We start from the raw sequence: 26,669 nt of genomic DNA on the forward strand, positions 1-26,669 counted from the left end.
TGAAAAAGGGCCGCCGGGATGATACCGGCGGCCCTTGTCATTCCTGGCCTGAAAGTCTGTGGGCTCAGCCCTGGTAGCAGACCTTCTTGACTGCCTCGACGATGCGGGGCGTGTCAATCAGTGCGGCCTTTTCAAGGTTGGCCGCATAAGGCAGCGGCACGTCCTCGTTGCACACGCGTAGGACGGGGGCATCGAGATCGTCGAAGCCTTCTTCCATGCAGATCGCAATGACTTCCGAAGCGATCGAGCAGACCGGGAAGCCTTCCTCGGCAACGACGAGACGGTTCGTCTTTGCGAGGCTTTCCAGGATCGTCTGCTTGTCGAGCGGACGCAGGGTGCGCAGGTCGATGACTTCGGCATCGATGCCTTCGCCGGCCAGCTGTTCGGCGGCTTCCAGCGCCAGGCCGACGCCGATCGAGTAGGAAACGATGGTGACATCCTTGCCCTCGCGCATGATGCGCGCCTTACCGATCGGCAGGACATGGTCGTCGAGTTCCGGCAGCTCGAAGGAACGCCCGTAGATCAGTTCGTTTTCAAGGAAGACCACCGGGTCTTCGCTGCGGATCGCCGCCTTGAGCAGGCCCTTTGCGTCCGACGCGTCATAAGGCGCGATGACCACCAGACCCGGAACGTTGGCATACCACGGGCCGTAGTTCTGCGAGTGCTGTGCGCCCACGCGCGAAGCCGCGCCGTTGGGGCCGCGGAACACGACCGGGCAGCGCATCTGGCCGCCGGACATGTAGTTCGTCTTGGCCGCCGAGTTGATGATGTGGTCAATCGCCTGCATGGCGAAGTTGAAGGTCATGAACTCGACGATCGGACGCAGGCCGCCCATCGCCGCACCGGTTCCGATACCGGCAAAGCCGTATTCGGTGATTGGGGTGTCGATGACGCGCTTGGGGCCGAATTCCTCGAGCAGGCCCTGGGTCACCTTGTAGGCGCCCTGGTACTCGGCGACTTCCTCGCCCATCACGAAGACGCGCTCGTCGCGGCGCATTTCCTCGGCCATCGCGTCGCGCAGGGCTTCGCGAACGGTCGAGGTCTTCATGTTGGTGCCATGCGGCACTTCCGGATCCTTGCGCGCAGGGGCCGGGGCTTCTTCTGCCTTGGCAGGCTCGGAGGAAGCGGGCGCCGGAGCCGGAGCTTGCGAAACGCTTTCGGCCACGGCCGAGGCATCCTCGCCTTCACCGGCTAGGACGGCGATCACGGTGCCGACCTTCACGTTCTCGGTACCTTCGGCAACGACGATCTTGCCGATCGTGCCTTCATCGACGGCTTCGAATTCCATCGTAGCCTTGTCGGTCTCGATCTCGGCAAGGATATCGCCGGAGGAGACTTCGTCGCCCTCCTTGACCAGCCACTTGGCAAGCTTGCCCTCTTCCATCGTCGGCGAGAGCGCGGGCATCTTCAGTTCGATCGCCATCAGTAACGCTCCACCAGGACGTCGGTATAGAGTTCGGACATATCGGGCTCGGGTGAATTCTCTGCAAAGTCGGCGGATTCGGCGACCTGGGCGCGAACGCGCTTGTCGATCGCCTTCAGTTCAGCCTCGTCCAGGCCCATTTCCATGAGCTCGGCCTTGGCATGCTCGATCGGGTCACGCTTGTCGCGCACGCCCTGGACTTCCTCGCGGCTGCGATACTTGGCCGGGTCGGACATCGAGTGGCCGCGATAGCGGTAGGTGTTGAGTTCCATCAGCACGGGGCCGTTGCCGCCGCGCACATGCTCGAGCGCGACTTCGGCCGCCTTGCGGACCTCGAGCACGTCCATGCCGTCGACCTGCATGCCGGGAATTCGGAACGCAGTGCCGCGACGGTAGAAGTGCGTCTCTGCCGACGAACGGGCGACGGCCGTGCCCATCGCGTACTGGTTGTTCTCGATCACGAAGATGATCGGGAGGTTCCACAGGGCCGCCATGTTGAAGCTCTCGTAGACCTGGCCCTGGTTCGCCGCGCCGTCACCGAAGTAGGCCATCGCGACGCCGCCGTCTTCACGGTACTTGTGCGCGAAAGCGAGACCGGTACCGAGCGAGACCTGTGCACCGACAATGCCGTGGCCGCCGTAGAAGCGATGCTCGACACTGAACATGTGCATCGAGCCGCCCTTGCCCTTCGAGATACCCGAATGGCGTCCGGTCAGTTCGGCCATGATGACTTTCGGATCGATGCCGTAGGCCAGCATGTGGCCATGGTCGCGATAGCCGGTGATCACCGAGTCCTTGTTGCCGTCGAGCGCGGACTGCAGGCCGACAGCGACAGCTTCCTGGCCGATGTAGAGGTGGCAGAAACCGCCGATCAGGCCGAGGCCGTAAAGCTGGCCGGCCTTCTCCTCGAAACGGCGGATGAGCAACATCTGCTCATAGAGCTTGAGAAGTTCTTCCTTGCTCGCCTTGTAGCGGCGATCGGCCGCATGGGCTTCCTGGAGGCTGCGCAGGACAAAGTCCTGGTCCTCTGCCGGCGACCCGTTCGAATTTGCGCCGGGCTGGGCGTCAGTCTTGGCTTTGGGCAATGAGGCTCCCCATCGTCGATGTGATCAGTTGCGGGCGGTATAGGAAAGAGGCGGGCAAAGCGAAAGCGCCCGAAAGGGAAAATACGAATTCCGGAACAAAAATTATTGCCTGCCGGTGAGCTGGCAATGGCGGCTCAGGGGATGAGCATCACCATTTCGTCGGAACGTGCGACGTTGAGATTGCCGCGCAGCAATTCGCCGGCAAGGTCCGGATCCACGTGCTTGGGATCGAGCAGCTCGACGCGATTCTGGATTCGCGCGCGCTCGAGCTTGAGTGCGGCAAGATCGGCATGGCGCTGTTCGAGCAAGCGCTGGTTTTCGCCCCAGGCGATAAGCCCGCTCGGACCGGCGATAACGAATGCGCCCATGAGCAGAAGAACCGCAAGGGACAGGCCCTGCACGAGTCGCTCTTTCGCAATGTTGGGTTCCGGGCGCATGGTCCTCATGGGAATCGATAGAATCACAAGTGATTCAGCGTTGCAAGCACTATTCAATACGCCTTAACGCATAGCGCGCACAGCGCTCGCCTTCCCGTTCCTGCATCGCGATGCAAGGAATGATGTTGATAAGTCCTGTTGCGAAGCCCCGATCAGCGATGGGCGACATCCCCACCTAGGGAAATCTGCGGAGTATTGCCGATCGCCTTGTTGACGGTGACATAGCTGACGGCCAGTTGCCCCTCGTTGTCGGACAGCTCCCGGCGGGCTTGGATCAGCGCCCGTTTCGCGTCGATCAGGTCGAGGTAGTTGATCGCCCCGCTGTCATAACGCGCTTGTGCGATGCCTAGGGACGACCGCGTAGCCCCGAGCTTTTTCGCCAGGCTTTCATGCTCTTGGCGCGCCGCCATGGAGCGGTTGAGGGCGTTGTCGATTTCCTGCCAGGACTTGAGCACGGTAGTCTGGAACGCGACGGCGGCCTCGCGCTGCTCCAGCTTGCGCAGCTTGACGACGCTGCGTCGCCGTCCACCATCGAAAAGAGGGAGATCCAGGCTGGGACCGATCGACCAGTTGCGGCTGGCCCAATCGAAGAGGTTCTGGCTGCGGTAGGATTCAAGGCCGAAGCCACCGCCAAGCCGGATGCTGGGATAAAGGTCCGCCACGGCCACGCCGATGCGTGCGGTTGCCGCATGCATGCCGGCCTCGGCGGCCCGGACATCGGGGCGCCGCAGGGCGACTTCCGACGGCAGGCCAAGCGAAAGATCGGGCGGTAGTTGGACTGTTTCGCCTCCGCGGGGAGCCAGCGTGTCCTTGAGGCTACCCGGCGTCTTTCCGAGCAGCAGCGCGATTGCGTTGACGTGCGCTGCCTCCTGCGCCAGCATTGCAGGGAGACGCGCCTCCATGCCGTGCAGCGTCACATCCTCGAGGTCGAGAACGCCGTGGCTGTCGAGACCGCCATCGACGCGGGCCTTCACCAGCGAAATCCGATCGCGCAGCAAGGCGATGTCCTCCCGCAGCAAGGCGATGTCACGCTGGCTGGTGCGCAATTCGAAATACGTCGAGGCCACTTCGCTCGCCACGCTGAGGCGCGCCTGATCCAGCAAGGCGCCTTGCTGTGCGATCGTAGCATCCGCCGCTTCGATCGACCGCCGCACCTTGCCCCACAGGTCGATCTCCCACGAGGCATCGAACCCGCCGCGATAGAGCGTGAAAGGCTGGGAGAGCAGTTTGGCCAGGGCATCGCGGTCGGAACCGATGGCATCGAACAGTCGGGTTCCCGCGCCATATTCGCTCTGTCGCTGGCGGGTGACGTCCGCACCTGCGCCGACTTGCGGGATTCCGGCCGAAGAGGTGACCGAACGCTGGATGCGCGCCTGTGCAAAATGCAGGGCTGCGGTCTCCAGATCGGGACTGGCCGCAAGGGCCTGAGTGACCAGGTCGTCGAGCACCGGATCATGGAACGAGGTCCACCAATCCGCGGGCATTGCAGCATCGGTGCCTGGCGCTGCGACCAATGACGGGTCCGCGCTGCGCCAGCTCGTCCAGTCCTGCGGTGCATCGGGGGCAGAGCTCACATAATCCGGGCCGACCGTGCAGCCGCCCAGTGCTGCGACCGCTATGGCGATGCCGACTGTCCGGCTCGGGCGGGGGAAACTCGGTTTTCGGGACATGGCAGGCATCCGAAGATCAGGCGAGGCGGTGGCGAAACAGCCAGGCAGCCAGCGGCAGCGTCACGCTTGCCACCAGCACGAGGGGAATGAAATCCATAGCGACATCGGCCAGCCCTGCGCCTTCGAGATAGACGCGCCGAACCAGATCCACGCCGAAACGCAGCGGATTGACGTATGTGGCCAGCTGCAGGCCCTCCGGCATGTTGCGGATCGGGGTCAGCAGACCGGAAAGCATGGTCAGCGGCATGATGACGAGGAACGAGTAGAGCATGGCCTGCTGCATGTTCAGGGCCAAGGCCGAGAGCGACATGCCGATGCCCACCGCGGCACCGGTGAAGCTGAGCAGGCCGAGATAGAGAAGCCAGGGCGAACCGCTCATCGGTATCCGAAACCAGAACAGGACGATCATCAGCACGATCGTCGACTGCGCGATCCCGACAAGGATCGAAGGCAGGGCCTTGCCGACCAGGATCTGCAGCGGCGAAAGCGGCGTGACCAGCAATTGATCGAACGTCCCCTGCTCGCGTTCGCGCGCAACGGACAGGGCCGCGAGCAGCAGTGTCTGCAGCATACTGAGCGTCGCGATCATTGCCGGCATGATCTGCCACCGCGAATTGAGGTTGGGATTGAACCACGCCCGCCGCTCAATCGTGATCGCAGGAGCCGCCCCGTGCGCTGCATTGAAACGCTGCGCAATGGCATTGAGGTAGCCCGCCGCCGTCGCCGCTGTTGAGGAATTGCGGCCATCGAGGATCACCTGGATCGTCGCCGCCTCGCCCCGTGCCAGTCTCTGGTCGAAATCCGCCGGGATGGTGATGGCCAGTAGCACCTTGCCCGGATCGATGACCGAGGCGATCTGGTCGGCCGAAGCAAGCGTCGCTTCGCGTTCGAACACGCCGGTTCCGTCAAGCCGGGTCACGAACTCTCGGGCGGCCGCGCCCCTGCTCTGGTCGAGCAAGGCATAGGATACATTCGTCAGGTCGAAGGTCGCCCCATATCCGAAGAGCATCGTCTGGAAGAACGCCGGGGCCAGCAGGATGATCCGGTTGGCCGGGTCCTTGAGGATCGCCAACACTTCCTTGCGGCAAAGAAAGGCGATCTGGGCGATATAGGCGATCACGGATTGCATGGCCTCAGTCGAGCGTCTTGCGCAGGGTCCTGCGCGTCGCGAAAATAAGAACGAGGGCGTATGCAGCCAGGATCGTGCAATTGCGCGCAACCATCATCCAGTCCGTCCCGGCGAGGAACAGCGACTTGACCATGCCCATGAAATGCGTGGCTGGCAGGAGCTGGGCGATGACCTGCACCGCGACAGGCACGTTGCGAAGGTCGAAGATGAAGCCCGATAGCATGAGCGCGGGCAGGAAGCTGGTCAGCAAGGCAACCTGACTCGCTGCAAACTGGTTGCGCGTGCGGCCCGAGATAAACAGGCCGAGCAGCAACGAGACGGCCAGATAGAGCGCCGAGGCCAGCACGATCGCAAACAGCGACCCGCGAATGGGCACCTGAAACAGGAACCGGGCCGCCAGCAGGCAGGTTGCCAGGTCGATCAGCCCCACGGCCATGTAGGGCAGCAGCTTGGACAGCACGATCTCCAGCGGCCTGACCGGTGTCACGAAAAGCGCTTCCAGCGTGCCGCGCTCCCATTCGCGGGCGATCAGCAGCGACGTCAGGAACGCCCCGACGAGCGTCATCACGAGCACGATCAGCCCCGGAACGAGATACCAGGTGCTGATCCCCGCTTCGTTGAACCAGGTTCGCTGCATGAGGGTGATCGATCCGCCCCGGCCGGCCGCCCCTTCGCGATCCACGCGGCGCAGCATGGCGTTCGACACGGAAGCCGAAACGTAGGCATCAAGCGAGGTTGCCGTCGTTGAATCGATACCATTCAAAACAAGCTGAATGCTGGCGCCCCCCGCAGCCCGACGCCTCGAGAAATCGATCGGGACCCGCACGATCGCGTCGACTTTGCCCGACTGCAGCATGGTTTCGGCCCGAGCCATCGTGTCGACGTAGACCGGCGAGAGATAGTGCGAGCCCTCGATTCCGGACACGGCTTCGCGCGCCGCGGCAGAGTTGTCATCGAGGACGAGCGCGACCGGCGCATCGCGCACATCGAACGACAGCCCGTATCCGAACAGCAGGATAAGGGCGACCGGCAGAAGAAGTCCAACCATCAGGTTGCTGCGATCGCGCAGCATTTGGCGGATTTCCTTGCGGGTCAATGCGGTCAGGCGGACGGAAAACTCGGAACGCATCACGCCGCCGCCTGTTCGCTCGACGCGCGTGCGCGCGCCTGCTCGACAATCGCGATGAAGGCGCGGTCCATGTCGTCGGCTTCGCCGTTACCGGCCTGCTCACGAACTTCGCGCGGCGTACCAAGAGCCAGCAGGTGCCCGGCATCCTGGATCGCGATGCGGTCGCAATATTCGGCCTCTTCCATGAAATGGGTAGTGACGATGATCGTTACGCCTTCATCGGCAAGCGCCGTGATCGTGCGCCAGAACGCACGCCTGGCCAGCGGATCGATGCCGCTGGTCGGTTCGTCCAGGAAGAGGATGTCCGGCTCATGAATCAGGCCGGTGGCCATCGCCAGACGCTGCTTGTAACCGAGCGGCAGCAGACCGCAGGTTGCAGACGCATCGAGATTGAAACGCTCGAGCGTTTCACGCACCCGCCGGCGCAGCATCTTGCCGCGCAGACCATAGGCCCCGCCGAAGAATTCCAGGTTCTCGCGCACGCTGAGGTTCGAATAGAGCGAGAATTTCTGCGCAACATAGCCGATGCGCACCCGCGCAGCGGCGCGGGCGGTTCGCAGGTTCACGCCTGCCACATCGAGTTGACCGCTGGTCGCCGGCAACAATCCGCACAGCATCCTGAACGTGGTCGTCTTGCCCGCACCATTGGGGCCCAAGAGCCCGAAGATCTCCCCCTTGCCGACATCGAAGGAGGTATTGGCAACAGCGGTAAAGTCGCCGAACCTGCGCACCAGATCGCGCACGCGGATCATGACTTCGCGTTCGGTACCCTTGTCCTGGCCAAGCGGAACCTGCGCAGCATCCGAGGTCGCTTCAGTAAGCGGTGGCGGCTTGTGGGCTTCGCCGGGCGTCTCGTGCTGGCGCAGCAGGAACATGAAGGCATCTTCCAGTTCAGCGGGGCGCGGCTCGACATGGGCGCCTTCGAGAAGTTCCGAGATCGTTGAAAGCTCATGACCGGAGTCGCGGATCAGGCGCACGGCGCCGCCGCGCGGCACAGCATCCACGATCCGGTCCCTGGCATCGATGAGGCGGGCCTGGAGGTTGCGGGCTAGCATGCCCGCGGCCGGGGTGGCGATATAGGTCAGACCCTCGGCCTTGCGACGCAAGTGCTCCGCAGTTCCTTGCGCAAGCAGGCGTCCCTTGTTGAGGACGAAGATCTCGTCGCACCGCTCGGCTTCATCCATGTAGGCAGTGCTGACGATCACACTGAGTCCCTCATCCCCGATCAATTGCTCGAGAATTTGCCATAAGTCGCGCCGCGAGAGCGGGTCGACGCCGACGCTGGGCTCGTCGAGCAGCAGCAATTCCGGCACGCGCACAAGCGTGCAGGCGAGCCCCAGCTTCTGCTTCATCCCACCCGACAGATTGCCCGCCGGCCGCTCAGTGAAACGCGCCATGTCGGTCATTTCCAGCATCCTGGCGAAGCGCTCCTTGCGCTCGTCCAGCGGAACGCCGTGAAGGTCCGCGTAGAGATCGAGGTTCTCCTGAACCGACAGATCTTCATAAAGGCCGAAGCGCTGCGGCATGTAGCTGATGCGGCTCTGCACCTCCTGAGGGCCACGCCGCACATCGATGCCCAGAACCGAAAGGCCTCCGGCGTCCGGCGCGATCAAGCCGGCCATCATGCGCATCATCGTCGTCTTGCCGGCACCGTCCGGACCGACCAAGGCACTCAGGGTCCCGGGCCGCACCTTGAGGGAAACGTCGTCGATGGCATTGAATGGAGTTCCGTCTGGCGCCGCGAAAGTCTTGCACAAACCTTCGCTGACGACGGTTGCGACGGTCTCGCTCACCGCGCCGGACCTGCCGCGATCCGCACTGTCACCGGCTGGCCCAGTCGCAGGCGGTTCTGCGCATCTTCCACCCGCACCCGCACTTCATAGACGAGGCTCGTACGCAGTTCCTCGGATTCGACCGACTTTGGCGTGAATTCGGCGACCGACGAAATATACCCGACCTTGCCGGAGACCGGCTGGTCGGGGAAACTGTCGCTGGTCACCCGAGCTGCCTGCCCCGGCTTGATACGGCCCAGGTCTGTCTCATCGACATAGACCCGGATCCATTTCGGACTGGTCAGCGCCAGTTCGTAAACCGGCCTTTGCGGCGATGCCATGTCGCCCACTTCGAGCAATCGCGTGCGCACGACTGCGTTTTCCGGCGCGCGCAATTCGCCTTGCGAAATCTGATGTTCGAGCAAGGCCAACTGGGCCTGCGTGCCCTTCAACTGTGCCTGCGCGGCGGCAACGTCTTCGGCTCGTGGGCCCTGCTCGGCCAGACGCAGTGCTTCCTTCTGCTCGCTCGCGCGAGCCGCGGTGACTTTCGCGGCATTGCGGGCGCTGTCGATTTCCTGCCGACTGACGCCGCGACCGTCCGTCCTGTCGGAAATGGCTTCCATCCGCGCCAGATCGTCGGCCGCGCGCTTCGCATCGGACATCGCTGCAGCAAGGCGTTCGCCAGCCTGACGGATCTCTTCAGGCCGCGATCCGTTGCGCATGCGCAGCAGGTTCTGCTGGCTTGCCGACACTTGCGCCCGGGCCTGTTCGGCCTGCAGCGACAGCGTCGTCGTATCGAGGCGGGCCAGCACGGTGCCAGCCTTGACCGCATCGCCCTCGTCGACGTTGAGCTGCTCGACCCGGCCATTCCCTTCGAACGCGAGTGAGACCTGGCGAATATCTACATTGCCATGGAGGACCAGTTCGTCGCCATCGGCACCATGGTGTTCCTGCGAGAGCCAGTACCCGAAGGCCATGACCACGATGAGCCCGACGATTGCGGCAGCGATCTTTTTCATGCGGTCATCCGATTGCGGTTCGGGTTGTCAGGCATCGCAGACCTATCATCTGATGCAAGGCTTCGCGATGGCAGTGCCTTAACTTAAATTGAATTTAAATTGTATGTTCGCTATTGTCCAGTCGCGATGAGCCGAATGAAACAGAGCGATCCGCAAGACGAAAAAGCGCCGAAACGCACCACGCGCGTCGACGGGGCGAGAACACGCGCGAGGATCATCGAAAGCGCCGGACGGCTGATCGGCGCCAACGGATTTGCCGAAACCACCAGCAAGGCGATTGCCACCGCGGCGGGGGTCGACCTGGCATCGATCAACTATCACTTCGGCAGCCGCGATGGGCTCTACAAGGCCGTGCTGGTCGAAGCGCACCGGCGCTTCATCACGCTCGACGAACTGCAGGCCATCGCCGGTGATGAAGGTCCGCCGCAAGACAAGCTGCGTCGCTTCCTCGACAGGCTTGTCACACGCGCCCTCGCCCCCAAGGACTGGAACGGCAATGTCCTTGCCCGGGAACTGCTCTCGCCCGGTTCGCACATCGAGGTTCTGTTCGAGCAGGAGATCGGACCCAAGTTTCGAGTACTGTCTTCGGTCCTGAGCGAAATAAGCGGAATTTCCGCAGGCGACCCGGCCCTCGTGCGCTGTGCCATCAGCGTCGGTGCTCCTTGCGCCATGATCTTCGTCGCCCGCCGCAACGAAAATCCCCTGTCCCGCCAGATCGACGCCATGGGCAAGGACGAGCTCGTCGATCACCTCCTGAGCTTTGCCCTTGGCGGACTTCAGGCGATCGGCCGCGACCACGACAAGCCGGTCTCGCGATCGGACTGATGCCAAGCCGAGCAAGTCCGCTTGGGATTCTCCGCACCTCCTGCTAGGCGCGCGGCCATGTTGACGATCCGCGAACTGTCCGTGCGCCTTGGTGGGCGCACTATCCTTGACCAGGCCACTGCAACCATTCCCCATGGCGGGAAGGTGGGGCTGATCGGCCGCAACGGCGCCGGCAAGTCGACGCTGGTCAAGGCGATCATCGGCGAGATCGAGCCTGACGGCGGCGGCGCCGAAATGCCGCGCCGCGCGCGTCTGGGCTACATCGCCCAGGAAGCGCCGAGCGGCACCCGCACGCCTTTCGAAGCCGTGCTGGAAGCCGACGCGGAGCGCACTGCGCTGCTGGCCGAATCCGAAACCTGCACCGATCCACATCGCCTCGGCGACGTGCACGAGCGGCTGATCGCAATCGACGCTTACAGCGCCCCTGCCCGCGCTGCGCGCATTCTGGTCGGCCTCGGCTTCGACGAGGAAATGCAGTCGCGACCGCTCGACAGCTTCTCGGGCGGCTGGAAGATGCGCGTGGCCCTTGCCGCGCTGCTGTTCTCGGCCCCTGACGTGCTGCTGCTCGACGAACCGTCGAACCACCTCGACCTTGAGGCAACGCTCTGGCTGGAAAGCTTCCTGCAAAGCTATCCCGGCACGCTCATCGTCATCAGCCACGAGCGAGACCTGCTCAACACCGTGGTCGATCACATCCTGCACCTGCAGCAGGGCAAGCTCACGCTTTATCCGGGCACTTACGACAGCTTCGAGCGCATCCGCGCCGAGCGCGTGGCGCAGGCCGAAGCCGCGCGTGCCAACCAGGAAGCACAGCGCAAGAAGCTGGCCGACTATGTCGCGCGCAACAGCGCTCGTGCTTCCACCGCCAAGCAGGCGCAGTCGCGCGCCAAGATGCTGGCCAAGATGCAGCCGATCGCGGCGATGAGCGAGGATCCCTCGCTCAGCTTCGACTTCCCGAGCCCGGACGAACTGCGCCCGCCGCTGGTCACGCTCGATCTTGCCGCCGTCGGCTACACGCCGGGCGAACCGGTCCTCAAGCGGCTGAACCTGCGGATCGACCCGGAGGACCGCATTGCCCTGCTCGGTCGCAACGGCAACGGCAAGACCACGCTTGCGCGCCTGCTCGCGCAGCAGTTGGAACCGATGGAAGGCGCAATTACCTTCTCCGGCAAGATCCGGATCGGCTACTTCACCCAGTACCAGGTCGAGGAACTGCCGAGCGGATCCACTCCGCTCGAGCTGATGACCCGCGCGATGGCCGACAAGCCGCCGCAGGCCGTGCGCAACCAACTGGGCCGTTTCGGCTTTTCCGGGGAGCGGGCGACGGCGGAAACGCATACCCTGTCCGGCGGCGAGCGCGCGCGCCTGGCCCTTGCCCTCGTCACCCGCGATGCGCCGCACCTGCTGATCCTCGACGAGCCGACCAACCACCTCGACGTCGATGCACGCGAGGCACTCGTACAGGCGCTCAATGCCTTCGAAGGCGCTGTCATCCTCGTCAGCCACGATCGCCACATGGTCGAACTCGCAGCCGACCGGCTGGTGCTGGTCGATGAGGGTACGGCCAAGCCCTACGACGGATCGATGGAGGACTATATCGACTTCGTCCTCGGGCGTAACCAACCCAAGACCGAAGACCGGCCCGGCGCTTCGGAAGCCAAGCCGCAGCGCAAGGCGGGAGCCATCGCCCGCGAAGAACTCAAGGCCGCGCGCCGCAAGGTGTCGGAAGCCGAGACGCGCTTGTCGCGCCTGCAAAAGCAGCTCGACGAACTCGACAATGCTCTCGTCGAACCTACCAAGGCCAAGGGAGAACTTGCGCGCCTGGGCATCGGCGAAATCGGCAAGCGGCGTACGGCGGCAGCAGAGCAGCTTGAGGAAGCGGAGATGGCGTGGCTGGAGGCCAGCGAAGCGCTTGAATCGGTGATGGGGGGCGCAGCATGAGCGTCGCCTTTCGCCGCGAAAGCGACGAGGAACATCTCGAGCCCAAGTTCGAAGTACCGATCCCGCCCGGGCCGAACCTCGTCACCGCCCATGGCCTGGAGCGCATTCGCTCACGCATTGCCGAGCTGGAAAGCCAGGTTCCCGCACTGACCGAGGAAACCGAGCAGAAAGCGGCCAAGCGGGACTTGCGCTACTGGCGTGCCAGACTGTCGACCGCGCAGGTTCAGCACGTCCCTTCCGGCGAAACGGTCGCTTTCGGTTGCCGGGTAACCTTTGTCCTGGCCGGCAAGCAGCGCACGATCGACATCGTCGGACATGACGAAGCCGAGCCAGCGCAGAACCGTCTGGCTTTCACCGCGCCGCTTGCCCGCGCGATGATGGACGCGCAAGCTGGCGAATTCGTCGATTTCAACGGGAAGGAAGAGGCTATCGAGATCGTCTCGATAGCGCCCCTCGCCGCAGGATAACGCCTTGGGGAGACTTCAGTCTCCCCGGCGATCCTTGCGCTGCTTCTTGCCGAACTGGCCTGCAGCGCCGCCTTTGTGTCCGGTCGGACGCGGCTGGTGCCGTTTGCCCTCGCCGCGGGGCGGACCGCCCTCGCCTCGCGGATGGCGGCGCGGACCGCCTTCTTCGCGGCGGCGCCCCTTGGCGACATCGCGCGGGGTATCGGGCGCCAGTTCGATCAGCACACCGGCTTCGTCGTCCGCGCCTTCGCGCGCAGTGCGCGCCACGGACTTGGCGAACTGGTCGGACTGCTCGCTGGGTATCTGGAAATAAGTCTCGTTGGCGGAAATGCGGATTGCGCCAACGGCGTTGCGGGTCACGTGACCGCGGCGGCACAGCAGCGGCAGGATCCACCGCGGATCGGCGTTCTGGCGTTTGCCGATATCCATGCGGAACCAGACGACGTCATCGAAACCGGGACGCTGGCGCTTCTGCTGCCCGTCCATCGAAGAACCGATAAGTTCCTCAGGCTGTGGCATCCGCTCGCGGAAACTGCGAACCAGGGCTGCCGCAAGGTCTTCGGCGCTGGTCTTGCCCAGCAGTTCCTTGGCGATCTCGCGATCTTCCTCGTCGAACTCCACCGGCTGCATGATCTGCTCGATCAGGCGCTCGCGGTCGTTGCGGCGAATCTGCTCGGGCGTGGGCGCTTCGATCCATTCGGCCTGGACGCGCGCACCGCGCAGCATGGATTCGACACGTCGACGGCGCGGGAACGGCACGACGATGACCGCCGTACCCTTTTTCCCGGCGCGGCCGGTGCGGCCCGAGCGGTGCTGAAGCGTCTCGGCATCGCGCGGAATTTCCACGTGAATGACAAGGCTTAGCGAAGGAAGATCGATGCCGCGCGCGGCAACGTCGGTGGCGACGCAGACACGGGCCCGGCGATCGCGCAGGGCCTGCAGCGCATTGTTGCGCTCGTTCTGCGAATGCTCGCCGGACAGGGCAACGGCCGAAAAACCGCGCTCGGTCAGCGTCGCGTGAAGGTGGCGCACATTGTCGCGCGTGGCGCAGAACAGGATGGCGGTCTCTGCCTCGTGCAGGCGCAGCAGGTTGACGACCACTCGCTCGATGTCGGCCGGCGCGACAGTCACAGCCTGGTAGGAGATATCGCCGTGGCCGCGCGACTCGCTCATCGTCGAAATGCGCAGCGAGTTCTTCTGGTAGCGGCGGGCCAGCGCCTCGATCGGCTTGGGCATCGTCGCCGAGAACAGCAGCGTGCGCCGATCCTTCGCCGTGGCATCGAGGATCTCCTCGAGGTCCTCGCGAAAGCCCATGTCGAGCATCTCGTCGGCCTCGTCGAGGATTGCGACGCGCAATTGCTCGAGGTCGAGCTTTCCGCGCTCGAGGTGGTCGCGCAGGCGCCCGGGGGTGCCCACGACGATCGTCGCGCCCTGCTCCAGCTGCTTGCGTTCGCGAACCGGGTCCATGCCGCCAACGCAGGTCACGATGCGGGCACCGGTGCGGGCGTAGAGCCAGGTCAGTTCCCGGCTGACCTGCAGGGCCAGTTCGCGGGTCGGGGCAATGGCAAGCGCCAATGGTGCGCCGGGCCTCGTGATTCCCTCTCCTGCCAGGAGCTCATCCGCCATGGCCAGGCCGAAAGCGACGGTCTTGCCGGAGCCGGTCTGCGCCGAGACGACGAGGTCGCGGCCTTGCGCTTCGGCTTCGACGACAGCCGCCTGAACGGCAGTCAGCGACTCGTAGCCATGCGCTTCAAGCGCCTCTGCCAGTGGCTGGGGAACCCGGGTAAATGTCATAGAAATACAATATCCTGCCGCAAAAGCGGCCTGGCTGAGAAGGGATGACGGGATGCGCGGCTCTACGGCCGGAATTTGCCTCCCCATAGAGGCATTCGGCAAAATATGCGCGATTCATTTTAGGCAAGGTGCAATTAGTTTTTGGAGAAGGCGATAAATTCCGGCCCAAACCGCCCGCGCGCTACTCCCAGCCGCCCCCCAAAGCGAGAAAGATGGCGATCTGGTCGTCGACCAGTCCCGCCTGCGCACTGGCGTAGTTTGCCTCGGCCTCGGCCAGGGAGCGTTGCGAATCGAGCAAGGTCAGGAAATCGCTGCGTCCGAAGCGGAACAGCTTGCCAGCCTGCTGCGCGGAAAGCGCAGCGCTTTTGCGCGCTCGTCCCAGTGCAGCTGTCGTGTCGCGATCGCGCGCGTAGGCCTCGAGCGCAGTCTCGGTCTCACGCAAGGCGGACAGTACGGTCGAATCGAAGCCCGCGATATCGGCTTCCACTTGCGCATTGGCCTGATCGATCGCAGCGCGCACTGCCGGTCGGTTGGGGAACGACCAGCTGATCAACGGCCCGAGGCTAAAGCCGAACGAAGTTGGACCGCCGATATTCTTGAGCGGCCCGGACACCCCCAGCGAACCGCCCAGGCTGACCTGCGGATAGAGGTCTGCCGTCGCAACGCCGATGCGCGCGGTATCCGCTGCAATGGTCCGTTCGGCCTGGCGGATATCGGGACGCCGCCGAATCAGCGACGCACCATCTCCCACCGGCATCGCCTTCGCGAGACTGGGAAGCGTGTCGCACAGCTCGACTTCGCTGGGATACTCGCCGGGCGGGCGTCCCAGCATCGTGGCGAGCAGATAAAGCGCGCTGCGGCGCTGCGCGATGAAACCCGGCAACTTTGCCTCGCTCGCGTCGACTTGCGCCTGCGCACGGCTGACATCGAATGCCGTCCCGCGACCACCCTTTTCAAGGCGACGGGTGGCATCGAGAGTCTGTCGCTGCAAGGCGACGATGCGCTTCGTGGCCGCGAGACGGAAATTCGCGCCGCACACGTCTGCGTAAGCCTTGGCCGTAGTGGCTGCGACGCTGACACGCACGGCATCGCGGGCCGCGGCCACCGCGTCGCGGTCGGCCTCGCTGGCTTCGATGGCACGGGCAATCTTGCCACGCAGGTCGAGCGGCAGGGCCAGCGAGATACCGGCGTCGTAATCGACGACACCTGGGAGCGAGTAGCCGGTCGAAGACGGCCGTGCGAGACTAGCGCCGCCGGAAATCCCGGTGCTCAGAGTGCGGTTGGCCGCCGTCCCGCGGATGACAGCTTCCGCCCGCTTCAGGTTGGCATCGGCCGCGCGCAAGTCGGCATTCGCGGCCAGGGCTTCCTCGACCAGACCATCGAGAACGGGCGAGTCATAGAGGCGCCACCAGCGCTCGGGCAGCGGCTGCTGGGAAAAGGCGACGGCGCTCGCCGAAACGAAAGCGCCATTGGCGCTTTCGCTCGTCGCGACCGAATTGGACGGCGGCGCGTAATCAGGACCGGCAGTGGCGCAACCGCCAAGCAGCAGCGCGGCCGCGATGGGCAGGCACTTGCGCATCACTTGAGGCCCTTGTCTGCCGGCTGGATCGTGACTGTGGCGGTACGCCCGACGATCAGGCGCAGGTCCTTGGGAACCTGCGTAAGACGCACGCGCACCGGGATGCGCTGCGCCAGCCTTACCCAGGTGAAGGTCGCCTCGACATTGGGCAGGAGATTACCCGAATTGCTTCGAGCGGTGTCGCTGATACCGGCAGCGATGCTCTCGACGATACCCTTGATCTTGCGATTTTCGCCCATCAGCACCACCGTCACCGGGGCGCCGACGCGGATGTAGGGCAGCTTGGTTTCCTCGAAATAGCCTTCGACGCGGATGCTGTCACTGTCGATCAGGGCCATGGCCTGGTTGCCCGCCGCCACGAAATCGCCCGGATGCAGGTCAAGATTGGTCACAGTTCCGTTGACCGAAGCCTTCACTTCGGTGCGCGCAAGGTTGAGCTTCGCGGCTGCGAGTGCGCTCTGCGCTTCGGCCAGCGCTGCTTGCGCGGTTTCGACAGCCGCGAGGTTCTGCTCGTGGGTCTCGGTCGCCACAAGATCGCCAAGTGCGATATCGCGCCGGGCCACGCGCCGGGCCTGGTCGAGCGTTGCCCGCGCACTTTCCACGTTAGCCTGCGCCTGTGCGGCAGCCAGCGAGTACCGCGGCCTGTCGAGCACGAACAGGAGGTCGCCCTTGCGTACCTTCTGGTTGTCCTGCACGGCCACCGACGTCACCAGGCCGCTGATGTCGGGCGTCACGCGCACCACGTCGGCGCGCACGCGGCCGTCACGGGTCCAGGGGCTGGTTTCGTAATGCCGCCACAACCAGATCGCGACGATTGCCGCGATCGCGACGATGACGATGGTGGCAAGGCTGGGGGCTATGCGCGAGAGGAGACGTTTCATTGGGGGAAACCGATCAGGGGAGCCGTCACGGCCAGAAGACCAAGGACGAGAATGAACAGACAGACGTCGACCAACGCACGGTAGGCGACGAAGCGATAGAAACCGAAATCGTTGGCGAAGCGGACGATCACCGCCGTCAGGATCGCCGCGACGATCGCGAGGACGAGCAGCGTGGGAACGAACACGCCGTAGATGGAAAGCTCTCCTCTCATGCGGGCAACTCCTTCATGGGCTCTGCTGCAGGGAAAAGATTGCGCCGCAGGCTGATGAGGGCAAGGGCGCCGGAGCGCACGAACTGGGGGTTATCATCGCCCAGCACTTCCTTCAGGGCCCGGTCGATGTCTGCCAGCAGGTCTGGCGCGGCGGGCTTGTCACGTTCGGGCTCAAGCTTGCGGTAATATTCGCCGACATCGCGCAGGACCTTGGTCACCGGAGCGGCCTTTTCCGCGGACATCGCCAGGCGCAGGTCGCGCAGCTCGCCGATCGCTACGCCGGTGCGCAAGTCGCGCAGGGCATCGTAAAGGGGTGAGCCGGGCGCCTTGCCGCTCATGGCAAGGCGCGGTGCCAGTAGCGCAATGCGGTCCAGCATGCGGTTGATCCAGCCGTGATAGTCCGCGGGGGCCATGAGATTGCTGCGCTCGGCAATGTCCTTCCAACCAGCCCGGATGGTTCGCCGGATAGCCGCTTCGATACCGGAGGATTGCAACAGGCGGATCATCGTTATGGCAAAGACGATCCCCACGAGTTGGGCGAGCGCCCCGTCCACGTAGCTGCCGAAGCGGCTGACATATGTAGGTGCGATCAGTAGCGGACTGCCCAAACCCAGTAACATCGGCAAGGCGAATCCGCCGTAGCGCGGGGATGACATCAAGGCCCCCAGTAGAAGCAATGCCGGTGCCAGTGCTGCGGCGAACTCGGGGAAGCCATGCAAGGCAGGTAGGATCGCATAGCCATAGATGGCGCCAATGACGATGGCGATGAGGGTGCCGATGAAGAAAGCACGCAAGGGAGCCAGCGGATCCGGTGCGGCCGAAAAAAGGGCGGAGAAAACGCCGGCAAGCATGACGCCGGCATATGCCTCGGTCCATCCGCTGCCGATCCAGAGCGCCGAACCGACGACAATCGTGACGAAAGCGCCGATCGCCCCCCTCGTCGCGCCGCCGACATCGTAATGCAACTCTCGGCCGCGCCGCCCTTCGAGGAGTTCGGCAGCGCGTGCCGAGACCGGCTTGCGATCCAGGGAAGAAAGCTGCTCGGACAGGTCACGGCAATCGCGGTGCGCCCTGATCAGGGTCGAAAGGCGCGAAACGAGGCTGAGCAGCATGAGTCCGTGCCAGCTCGAATCCGCCGAGACGACGGGCTCAAGCTCGGCGCAGCGCGTCTGCAATTGTCGGGCCTGTTCCTCGCGATCCGCCTGAGCGAGCCAGTCGAGGTTCCGCAACCACGCGCGCACATCGTCGAGCAGGCCTTGCACATCGCCCGGAATCGATCCTTCGGCGTCCAATTGCTCGATCCGGTCCGTCACCGCCGCGCCGAGCGGCATGATCAGCGAGAGCTGGTCCTGCAGCGCGCGCACGGTGCGGATACGCGGCGCCGTGCGTGCGGTCTCGAACGGCAGGTGGATCGAAAGCTGGTGAAGTTCCGTGATGTCCTGCGCCAACCTGCGCCTTTCGGCATCGACGGAGGGATCTGGGCTCGGCTGCAGCGAATCCGCCGACCAGCGTTCGGCGTCGAGCAGGATCGTAGAGACCCTGCGCAAGAGGAAGGCGGAGATCGACTGCGGCAGGACAAGGCCATGCACGAGGCTGCCGCACAGGATGCCAATGGAGATTTCCTGAAGCCGCAAGCTGGCTGTCTCGAAAATGGCGCCGGGCGTATCGACGCTCGGCAGCACGATCAGAACCGCGGTGTAGCCCGCTAGCACGAAGGCATAGGCGCGCGGCGTGCGATCGAGCAGCGAGACGAACACGCAAAGCGCCAGCCAAAAGCCGATTGCGCCAACCAGGAGCACCGGCGAATTGATGAGACTGGGTACCATGATTACGCTGGCCGCTGCGCCCACGAAAGTGCCGATTACGCGAAACAGCGCCTTCGACAGCACCGCTCCTGCAAGCGGCTGTGCGACGATATAGGAGGTGAGGAATGCCCAGTACGGCCGTTCCAACCCGATCTGGATCGAGATATAGACCGCCATCATCGCCGCGATGTAAGCCTTGAGCGAGAATACCGCGGCGTCGATTCCGAAGCGCTTCATCATAGACGGTCCGCAGTCTCTGCGATGCGAACGGACAGGCGTTCGAGCACCTTGACGACTGTCGAGAGTTCATCGTCGCCCAGCTCTGCCAGCAATTCACCGCGCACCGCCACGAGACGCGCATCGATCCTCTTGCCAAGATCGATGCCCCTTGCGGTCAGTCTTACGTGCTTTGCGCGGCGATCTTGCTCATCGGCACGCCGCTCGAGCAGTTCGGCTTCTTCCAGGCGGTCGAGCGTGCGGACCAGCGAAGGCTCGGTGATACCGATGCTTCGTGCAAGGTCGCCCTGACGGACATCGCCGCCCAGGCGCAGGAGATGGACAAGCGCCCAGCCTGCCGAATTGGAGATGTCGAGCGACGCCAGCGCAGCATCGCCCAGTTGTTGCCAGGCGCGCGCCACCGGCCCGATCCGGGTCGCCAGGTTCCGTTGCAGCCGCTCACGTTCGTTCATGACTAATAATTAGCACGCTAACGAATAAGCTCAAGCGGCCCTGCGCCGTCCATTTCGCAAGCACGCTTTCACAAAACGCAACATATATTATACGGATTTGAAGTTCAGCGGCAATCCGGCAGCAACCATGACAACTTCGTCGACAGCTTTTGCGACGGCCTGATTGAGCAAACCCGCCTCGTCCCGGAAGCGTCGGGCCAGTGCGTTATCCGGAACGATACCCAGACCGACTTCATTGCCGATCAGGGCGATGGGCACCGGGCAGGCGGTGACTGCATCGATCAGGTGCTCCCGCCCGTCGGCAATGGAATACTCAGACAACATCAGGTTGGTCAGCCACAAGGTGAGGCAATCGACGAGCAGCGCATCGCAGCGGCCTGCCATCCCGACAATCGCCTCGGGCAGTGCGAACGGCGTCTCCCACGTCTCCCAGCGCTCGCTGCGTCGCGCGCGATGCTGGGCGATACGCGCCGTCATTTCCGCATCGTGAGCCTGCGCCGTGGCGATATAGCCAAGCCGCCCCGGCAAAGCTTCAAGTCGTTCCTCGGCATAGCGGCTCTTGCCCGAGCGCGCGCCACCCAGCACCAGCAGGCGCTTCATCGCGGCGCACTCCCTGCAAGTTCGAGCAATCCGGGAATATCGACATGCGCTTCGAGCACTTCGGCGATTTCGTCGAGCGCCATGTCCACCACATGCGACTGATCGAATGCACCGCCCTGCGCCCCGATTCTGCCCAGAAGCGACTTGCGCAGACCGGGAGTGCCCAGGAAACCGTGGCAATAGGTGCCGAGAACGAGGCCGTCAGCGCTGATCGCACCGTCGCTGCGTCCGTCATCGAACTGCGCGAAAGGACGGATGCGTCCCGGCCCGTCGGTCACGCCCATGTGCATTTCATAGCCACTGATTGGCTCATCGAGAGCCGTACCGCTCACGGCTTCAAGGCTTTTGACGGTTCCGATCTGCGTATCCACATCGAGAAGCCCAAGCCCGGAGATTTTCGAAGGGGCGCCCTCGATGCCGATCGGATCGGCAAGACTGCGCCCCAGCATCTGATAGCCGCCGCAGATGCCCAGGATCATGCCGCCCCGGCGTCGATGTGAAAGGATGTCGATGTCCCAGCCCTGCTCCCGCATGAAGGCCAGGTCAGTGATTGTCGCTTTCGAACCGGGCAGGACAACGAGCGAAGCCTGCGCCGGGATCGGCGTGCCCGGCGGGATCATGGCAAGGTCGATATCCGGTTCTCCGCGCAAGGGATCGAGGTCATCGAAATTCGCGATGCGCGGAAGGATCGGGCAGGCGACCAGCTTGCGTCCGGGCCTTGCTCCCTGCCCGCGCTCGAGCACGACGGCATCCTCACTGGGCAGGCGCGCTGCGGCCGAAAGCCATGGCACGAGCCCATAGCCACGCCACCCGCTGCGCTCGGCAATGGCGTCGTAGCCATCCGAGAACAGTGCCGGATCGCCGCGGAACTTGTTGATCAGGAACCCGCGGATCATCGCCGCGTCTTTGGGTTCGATGACATTGCGCGTGCCCACGACCGCCGCGATCACCCCGCCCCGGTCGATGTCGCCGACCAGCACTACCGGCACCCCGGCCGGCCGGGCAAAGCCCATATTGGCGATGTCGCCCGAACGCAGGTTGATCTCGGCCGGAGACCCTGCACCTTCGACGACCACCAGATCACACTGCGCCTCAAGGCGCCGGTAGCTTGCCAACACTTCGGGCAGAAGATTGCGGCGCCCTTCGCGAAAGTTGCCCGATCCAAGCGTGCCGCGCACCTTGCCATGGACGATCAGCTGGGACGTGCGGTCGGCCTGCGGCTTGAGGAGGACCGGGTTCATGTCGACGTGCAGAGGCGCACGCGCTGCGATGGCCTGAAGAGCCTGGGCACGGCCGATCTCCCCGCCTTCGGGCGTGACGGCGGCGTTGTTCGACATGTTCTGCGGTTTGAACGGCAGGACCCGCAAGCCCCGGTTCGCCAGTGCCCGGCACAGTCCCGCCACGAGAACCGACTTGCCCACGTCGGACCCGGTTCCCTGCAGCATCAAGCCAGCCATGCAGCCCCCAAGGCGATAATTCCCAACAAGGCGCATGCGCGCCGGTAAATCGCCAAGGCGCGGGCAAGCGCCCCCGCATCGGCTTCGCCCCCCTGCCCGATCCAGAGCTTGTCCGCCAGCACCCCGTCGTAGGCGATCGGCCCGGCAAGTCGTACCGACAGGGCGCCGGCCATGGCCGCTTCGGGCCAACCGGCATTGGGAGAGGCATGGCGGGCATGATCGCGCCAGAGCGTGGCCCATCCCCGCATGGCGACCGAGCAAAGCAGAACCCCGGCAATGCGCGCCGGCACGAGGTTGGCCAGATCGTCGCTCCGCGCGGCGGCCCAGCCGAAGTGCGTATAGGGCGTCTCGCGGTGGCCGATCATGCTGTCTGCCGTGTTGATTGCCTTGTAGGCCCAGGCTCCCGGCAGTCCGAGGACGAGCAGCCAGAACAGCGGCGCAACGACGCCGTCGCAGAAACTTTCCGAAAGGCTTTCGATGGCCGCACGCGCGACGCCGGCCTCGTCGAGCGCGGCAGTGTCGCGGCCGACTATCCAGCCGACGGCCTCACGCGCACGCGCGAGGTCTCCGCGCTGAAGGGCGCTAAGGATCGGGCGAACGTGATCGTCCAGGTTGCGCGCGGCCATGGCAGGCCAGGCGAGCAGGCACAGGATCGGCCAAGCCCAGGCTCCCGCCAGCTGCCGCAAGGTCTGTTCGATCAGCCACGCGCCGCCTCCTGCGAAAGCGAGCAAGGCACAAACGGTGACGATTCCGCCGGTCCGCCGATGGCCGTTGCGGACAAGCGTACGATTGAACCGCCCTTCGCACGCCCCGATGAGCCAGGCAAACATGCCAACAGGGTGGCCGAAGCGGCGATGCAGGCGAGTAGGCCATCCCAGCATGCTTTCGATGGCCATGGCGCAGAATGCGATGGGCTCAGCCATGCGGAAGGGCCCGGTCAAGGCGCCGCAAGTCCCGCGAGGAAGCCGGGATGCCGATCCGCAGCCAGTCGGGAAAACGCTCGAAAGGCCGCACGAGGATACGGTTCTGCGCCAGGTGCCGGAAGAGGGGTTCCGCGCTGCGCGTCTCGACGAGCCGGAACAGCGGACAGGCTCCCTTTGGCTTCAGGCCATGTCCTGTCAGGACCGCATCGAGCGCTCGCGCCCTTTCGAAGAGGGCAAGGCGCGTACCCGCGATCCACGCTGCATCCCCGTAAGCTGCCGTACCTATGGCGAGCGCGGCAGCATGGACCGGCCAGTCCCCGATAGCTTCGCGCATGGCGGCTATCAGGTCACTCGGTCCGAGCAAGAAACCAAGCCGCAGTCCGGCAAGACCGAAGAACTTGCCGAAGGAGCGCAGGACGATCAGCTGCCGGCCATCGTGCACGTGCGGCGCGACGCTCTCGCTCGGTTCGCAGTCGGCATAGGCCTCGTCAACCACGAGCCAGCTCCCTTCAGCGGTCAGCCGATCGGACCACGCGAGTATGTCGTGACCCTGCCGCAGGCGACCATCGGGATTGTTCGGGTTGGCGAAGATCAGGGCGACCGGTTCAACCGGGACTTTCCCAAAGTCGGCGGCCGGACCGTAAAAGGCCTCTTCATGGCTTGCGTAAGCCGGTTGCAGCGCACGCCCCTGCAGACCGAGCAGGCGGGCGACCAGGCGGATCGCCAGCTCGCTTCCGCCGATCGCGCAGCAATGACCGGAATCGACCCTGAAGTGCGCCGCGGCCCGAGCCTCGAGTTCATTGAGCGCGTCGGGTTCGGGCAATCTGGTCCAGTCGGTCGCCGGGACGGATGCTGCGGGCCATGCCTCAGGATTGATCCCCGTGGAAAGATCCAGCCAGTCCTTCGGACGTCCGCCGTAGCGACGGCAGGCCTCGTTAAGGCGCCCGCCATGCCGCACGGCCTGCACGGCGCTCACGTCAGGACCAGCGCTGCTAGAAGGATTGCTTCGCACAGTTCTATCCCTGCGCCATGACCGTCGCCCGATATTCCGCCGAGCCTGCGGCGGAGCCAGATGGACCATATCGGTATCGCCAGGACAATCACCGCGAAGGCAGGCTCCCACAAAAAGACAGACAGTGCGGGAATGGTCCAGAGCGCAAGATCCGAAACCCGCACCCCGGCGCCGAGACGGCTGCCCAGTCCTTCGTGCAGGGGCGGCAGCATCCTTGCCCAGAACAGGGGGGCGATGCGCGCAAGTCCCGGCAGGATGCAGAGCAGCGGCAATTCAGCGAGGCTAATATGTTGCAGCAATGCGAACTTGGCGAGCAATTGCAGCACGACGACGACGACGCCGAAGCTGCCGACACGCGGATCGGCCAGCACTTCGGAAAGCCGCGCTGGATTGCCATGCGCGGCACCGGCCGCATCGGCCACGTCGGCCAGTCCGTCGAGATGCAATGCGCCCGTCACCGCCACCCAGGCCACCAGTGCAAGCAGTGCCGCCAGCCAGGCGCCTTGCAGCGACCCCAGCCACCAGGCGCCTGCCACGACCGCGCCGACAACCAGCCCCACGAGCGGGAAATAGCGCAGCAGCGCGGCGAAGTCCGCCTCGTCGGCCTTCACGTTCGGCAGGGGCACGCGCGTGGTGAACTGCATGGCGAGAACGAAGCGGCGGATCATGGCGCGGTCGTCTCAAGCGATATGATCTGCCCAGCACTCTTGCTTCCCGGCCATACCCGCAGGCTGAGCAACGCGCCGTATGGCAGGTCGAATGCCCAGACGCCGCGATGATCGAGCCCGGTGAGGCAGGAGACCGCAGCACGGATCGAGCCGCCATGGGCCACCACGAGGCAATTATCGCGGATATCCGCCAGTGCTTCTCCCACGCGAGAGACGAGAGCCGACCATGTCTCGCCTTGCGGCGGAGGATAGGCATCCGGATCGTCCCAGAACCGGGCAAGCGCGTCACCGTGCACTTGCTGCGGAGGCTGTCCGTCCCACGCACCGAAATCAAGTTCACGCCAGCGCGGGTCGATTTGTGCTGCGAGACCGCGCTGCGCCGATATCTCCCGAGCCGGAAGCCATGAGCGGGCAAGGTCCGAACAGCGAACCTGCTTGCAGGCAACAGCGCGAGCACGTTCAAGGCAGGCGGTAATGCCGCAAGCCAGCGGCGGCTCGTCGAGGTGGCCGAGCATCAGGCCGGGTCGCTGCGGAGCTCCGTGCCGCATGAGGTGCAGCATGAAGCTCGTCATACAACGCCTGCGACCCTGGCTTCGGCGAATGTCGCCATGCCGTTGTGCGCAGCAATTGCCGAGCGCACAAGCTGCGCCGCCACCGCTGCACCGGTGCCCTCGCCCAGCCGCATCCCCAGTTGCAGCAGGGGGGCAAGGCCAAGCCAGTCCAGCAACCTGGCATGGGCTGCTTCCATGGAGCAGTGAGCGGCAAGGCAGTGCGCTGCGAAACGCGGCTGATCGACCACCAGCGGCGCTATGGAGGCGCAGACGATGAACCCGTCGAGCAGCACCGGAATGCGCTTGATCCGGGCAGCAAGAATGGCCCCGGCCATTGCAGCAATCTCGCGCCCTCCCAATCGGCGCAAGGTTTCGAAAGCATCGGTGCAGCGGGCACCGTGAAAGGACAGGGCCTGTGCGACGACGGACTGTTTGTAGGCGATACCGTCCCTGTCGAGACCCGTTCCGGCACCGACCCACTCGGCAGCTTTGCCATTGCAGGCCTGCGCACACAGAGCGGCTGCGGGTGTGGTGTTTCCTATCCCCATTTCGCCCACGAAAAGCAGGTCCAACCCCTCTTCGACGACCGCAGCCCCCGTATTGAGCGCGGCCAGGCAATCTTCCTCGCTCATGGCAGGCTGTTCGACGAAGTCCGCCGTCGGACGGTCCAGCTCGATCGGCACGATGACCAGTTCTGCACCGCAAGCGCCGGCCAGGGCATTGATAGCCGCCCCGCCCGCCGCGAAGTTGGCGACCATCTGCGCGGTCACTTCGGGCGGATAGGCACTGACCGCCCTTGCGGCGACACCGTGGTTGCCGGCGAAGATCGCCGCACGGATGCGCTCCAGCACCGGTCGTTCCCTCCCCTGCCACGAGGCCATGAAAATCGCGATGTCTTCCAGTCGACCGAGCGAGCCCAGCGGCTTGGTCAAGGCGTCCTGGCGCAACTGTGCGGCGGCCTGCGCGACCTTGTTGGCCTCGGGCAGATCCAGGAGCGCTGCGGCAAAGGCTTCGCGGCTTTCGAACCGGATCATGTGCACAAGAAGCCTTCTGGCGGGGTGCGGGTGATGAAGTGCCCCTTCACGCCCTGCGGCCAGTTGCGATAGGGGACGACGCCCTCTTCGCTTTCGGCATGTTGCGCAGCATAGCTGAGAATCGCGTGCGCGGCCTCACGGTCAGGGGCGAAGTCTCCCAAGACATATCCCATCTTGCCGGGCGCCCGGATATGCACGGTGCAGAAACGCTTGCAGGCGAACAGGCACGGCATTTCCTGAACGCTAACGGCGGCCAGCGCTGGATCGCCTGCCTGCACCTCGCGCATCACGGAGGCCAACCGCGCACCGCCGCGCTCGCCGTGTTCGTCCTCACGTTCGGTTTCGGAATGGCGACAGGTCGAGCAGACCACAACCGAGGCGTTTGCGTCGACTGCACGCAGCATCAGCGTAACGCTCCCGAGCGCGGACGACAAAATGACATCAAGAGCATGGCGGCGCTCCCTCCTTGCAAACGGCTCCAGCCCCACCGGAATCCCAACCGGCGAGACGATGACTGTCGTTGCGCGAGGGGTGACCCCGCCATAACGGGGCCCTCGAACACCCGGTGCG

General features: G+C 64.5%; 25 protein-coding genes. 3 read left to right on the forward strand and 22 right to left on the reverse strand.

Annotated elements, in window-relative coordinates; genetic code table 11:
• Positions 1–64: 64 nt before the first annotated feature.
• The 8 genes from PP1Y_RS19050 to PP1Y_RS19085 all read right to left on the reverse strand — a co-directional run bounded on the left by PP1Y_RS19050 (position 65) and on the right by PP1Y_RS19085 (position 9,664).
• Positions 65–1,423: a pyruvate dehydrogenase complex E1 component subunit beta gene (locus tag PP1Y_RS19050; RefSeq protein WP_013833679.1), complete on the reverse strand. Its 1,359-nt coding sequence runs from the start codon at positions 1,421–1,423 to the stop codon at positions 65–67.
• Positions 1,423–2,508: a pyruvate dehydrogenase (acetyl-transferring) E1 component subunit alpha gene (gene pdhA / locus PP1Y_RS19055; protein WP_013833680.1), complete on the reverse strand. Its 1,086-nt coding sequence runs from the start codon at positions 2,506–2,508 to the stop codon at positions 1,423–1,425. Before pdhA ends, PP1Y_RS19050 begins: the two co-directional genes overlap by 1 nt.
• A 134-nt stretch (positions 2,509–2,642) precedes the next feature.
• A complete protein-coding gene (locus PP1Y_RS19060) occupies positions 2,643–2,945 on the reverse strand; it encodes a septum formation initiator family protein (RefSeq protein WP_083835262.1) in 303 nt (100 codons plus the stop codon).
• A 152-nt stretch (positions 2,946–3,097) separates the two neighbouring features.
• A complete protein-coding gene (locus PP1Y_RS19065; protein ID WP_013833682.1) occupies positions 3,098–4,615 on the reverse strand; it encodes an efflux transporter outer membrane subunit in 1,518 nt (505 codons plus the stop codon).
• Between the two features lie 16 nt (positions 4,616–4,631).
• Positions 4,632–5,744, reverse strand: coding sequence for an ABC transporter permease (locus tag PP1Y_RS19070; protein WP_013833683.1), 1,113 nt, complete (start codon positions 5,742–5,744; stop codon positions 4,632–4,634).
• Positions 5,745–5,748: 4 nt separating this feature from the next.
• Entirely contained in the window at positions 5,749–6,873 is a 1,125-nt protein-coding gene (locus tag PP1Y_RS19075) for an ABC transporter permease (protein ID WP_013833684.1), read from the reverse strand.
• Complete coding sequence (locus PP1Y_RS19080) at positions 6,873–8,666, reverse strand: ATP-binding cassette domain-containing protein (protein ID WP_013833685.1); 1,794 nt, start codon at positions 8,664–8,666, stop codon at positions 6,873–6,875. The genes PP1Y_RS19075 and PP1Y_RS19080 overlap by 1 nt, the downstream gene beginning before the upstream one ends.
• On the reverse strand, positions 8,663–9,664 hold the full coding sequence (locus PP1Y_RS19085; protein ID WP_013833686.1) for an HlyD family efflux transporter periplasmic adaptor subunit: 1,002 nt from the start codon (positions 9,662–9,664) through the stop codon (positions 8,663–8,665). The genes PP1Y_RS19080 and PP1Y_RS19085 overlap by 4 nt, the downstream gene beginning before the upstream one ends.
• A 135-nt stretch (positions 9,665–9,799) precedes the next feature.
• Between PP1Y_RS19085 and PP1Y_RS19090 the strand changes: the two genes are divergently transcribed.
• From PP1Y_RS19090 to PP1Y_RS19100, 3 genes are read left to right on the forward strand one after another with little or no spacing between them, the layout of a single operon-like run.
• Positions 9,800–10,489 carry a TetR/AcrR family transcriptional regulator gene (locus tag PP1Y_RS19090; protein ID WP_013833687.1) on the forward strand — a complete coding sequence of 230 codons (690 nt, stop codon included), beginning with the start codon at positions 9,800–9,802 and terminating at the stop codon, positions 10,487–10,489.
• A 57-nt stretch (positions 10,490–10,546) separates the two neighbouring features.
• Positions 10,547–12,430: an ABC-F family ATP-binding cassette domain-containing protein gene (locus PP1Y_RS19095; RefSeq protein WP_013833688.1), complete on the forward strand. Its 1,884-nt coding sequence runs from the start codon at positions 10,547–10,549 to the stop codon at positions 12,428–12,430.
• The gene (locus PP1Y_RS19100) at positions 12,427–12,897 is read left to right on the forward strand and encodes a GreA/GreB family elongation factor (protein WP_013833689.1); all 471 of its coding nucleotides are present in this window, start codon (positions 12,427–12,429) and stop codon (positions 12,895–12,897) included. The genes PP1Y_RS19095 and PP1Y_RS19100 overlap by 4 nt, the downstream gene beginning before the upstream one ends.
• A 15-nt stretch (positions 12,898–12,912) precedes the next feature.
• On the opposite strand, the gene PP1Y_RS19105 is transcribed toward PP1Y_RS19100, so the two are convergent.
• The 14 genes from PP1Y_RS19105 to PP1Y_RS19170 all read right to left on the reverse strand — a co-directional run bounded on the left by PP1Y_RS19105 (position 12,913) and on the right by PP1Y_RS19170 (position 26,503).
• Positions 12,913–14,688 carry a DEAD/DEAH box helicase gene (locus PP1Y_RS19105; protein WP_007015194.1) on the reverse strand — a complete coding sequence of 592 codons (1,776 nt, stop codon included), beginning with the start codon at positions 14,686–14,688 and terminating at the stop codon, positions 12,913–12,915.
• 181 nt (positions 14,689–14,869) lie between these two features.
• Positions 14,870–16,267: an efflux transporter outer membrane subunit gene (locus PP1Y_RS19110; RefSeq protein WP_013833690.1), complete on the reverse strand. Its 1,398-nt coding sequence runs from the start codon at positions 16,265–16,267 to the stop codon at positions 14,870–14,872.
• A complete protein-coding gene (locus PP1Y_RS19115; protein WP_013833691.1) occupies positions 16,267–17,148 on the reverse strand; it encodes an efflux RND transporter periplasmic adaptor subunit in 882 nt (293 codons plus the stop codon). Before PP1Y_RS19115 ends, PP1Y_RS19110 begins: the two co-directional genes overlap by 1 nt.
• Positions 17,145–17,360, reverse strand: a complete 216-nt coding sequence (locus PP1Y_RS19120) for a DUF1656 domain-containing protein (RefSeq protein ID WP_013833692.1) — start codon at positions 17,358–17,360, stop codon at positions 17,145–17,147. Before PP1Y_RS19120 ends, PP1Y_RS19115 begins: the two co-directional genes overlap by 4 nt.
• A complete protein-coding gene (locus PP1Y_RS19125) occupies positions 17,357–19,405 on the reverse strand; it encodes an FUSC family protein (RefSeq protein WP_041559011.1) in 2,049 nt (682 codons plus the stop codon). The genes PP1Y_RS19120 and PP1Y_RS19125 overlap by 4 nt, the downstream gene beginning before the upstream one ends.
• Positions 19,402–19,854, reverse strand: a complete 453-nt coding sequence (locus PP1Y_RS19130; protein WP_013833694.1) for a MarR family winged helix-turn-helix transcriptional regulator — start codon at positions 19,852–19,854, stop codon at positions 19,402–19,404. The genes PP1Y_RS19125 and PP1Y_RS19130 overlap by 4 nt, the downstream gene beginning before the upstream one ends.
• 87 nt (positions 19,855–19,941) lie before the next feature.
• Complete coding sequence (cobU, locus tag PP1Y_RS19135) at positions 19,942–20,454, reverse strand: bifunctional adenosylcobinamide kinase/adenosylcobinamide-phosphate guanylyltransferase (RefSeq protein WP_013833695.1); 513 nt, start codon at positions 20,452–20,454, stop codon at positions 19,942–19,944.
• Positions 20,451–21,911 (reverse strand): cobyric acid synthase, encoded by a 1,461-nt coding sequence (locus PP1Y_RS19140; RefSeq protein ID WP_013833696.1) that lies wholly within the window; start codon positions 21,909–21,911, stop codon positions 20,451–20,453. Before PP1Y_RS19140 ends, cobU begins: the two co-directional genes overlap by 4 nt.
• Entirely contained in the window at positions 21,899–22,834 is a 936-nt protein-coding gene (gene cbiB, locus PP1Y_RS19145; protein ID WP_013833697.1) for an adenosylcobinamide-phosphate synthase CbiB, read from the reverse strand. The genes PP1Y_RS19140 and cbiB overlap by 13 nt, the downstream gene beginning before the upstream one ends.
• Complete coding sequence (gene cobD, locus PP1Y_RS19150; protein ID WP_013833698.1) at positions 22,827–23,915, reverse strand: threonine-phosphate decarboxylase CobD; 1,089 nt, start codon at positions 23,913–23,915, stop codon at positions 22,827–22,829. The genes cbiB and cobD overlap by 8 nt, the downstream gene beginning before the upstream one ends.
• Positions 23,807–24,511 (reverse strand): adenosylcobinamide-GDP ribazoletransferase, encoded by a 705-nt coding sequence (cobS, locus tag PP1Y_RS19155; protein ID WP_041559439.1) that lies wholly within the window; start codon positions 24,509–24,511, stop codon positions 23,807–23,809. Before cobS ends, cobD begins: the two co-directional genes overlap by 109 nt.
• On the reverse strand, positions 24,511–25,086 hold the full coding sequence (locus tag PP1Y_RS19160) for a histidine phosphatase family protein (RefSeq protein WP_013833699.1): 576 nt from the start codon (positions 25,084–25,086) through the stop codon (positions 24,511–24,513). The genes cobS and PP1Y_RS19160 overlap by 1 nt, the downstream gene beginning before the upstream one ends.
• Positions 25,083–26,099, reverse strand: a complete 1,017-nt coding sequence (gene cobT / locus PP1Y_RS19165; protein ID WP_013833700.1) for a nicotinate-nucleotide--dimethylbenzimidazole phosphoribosyltransferase — start codon at positions 26,097–26,099, stop codon at positions 25,083–25,085. Before cobT ends, PP1Y_RS19160 begins: the two co-directional genes overlap by 4 nt.
• Positions 26,096–26,503: a DUF1636 domain-containing protein gene (locus tag PP1Y_RS19170; RefSeq protein ID WP_013833701.1), complete on the reverse strand. Its 408-nt coding sequence runs from the start codon at positions 26,501–26,503 to the stop codon at positions 26,096–26,098. Before PP1Y_RS19170 ends, cobT begins: the two co-directional genes overlap by 4 nt.
• Positions 26,504–26,669: the final 166 nt, after the last annotated feature.

Origin of the sequence: Novosphingobium sp. PP1Y (genome assembly GCF_000253255.1) — a bacterium.
GTDB lineage: Bacteria > Pseudomonadota > Alphaproteobacteria > Sphingomonadales > Sphingomonadaceae > Novosphingobium.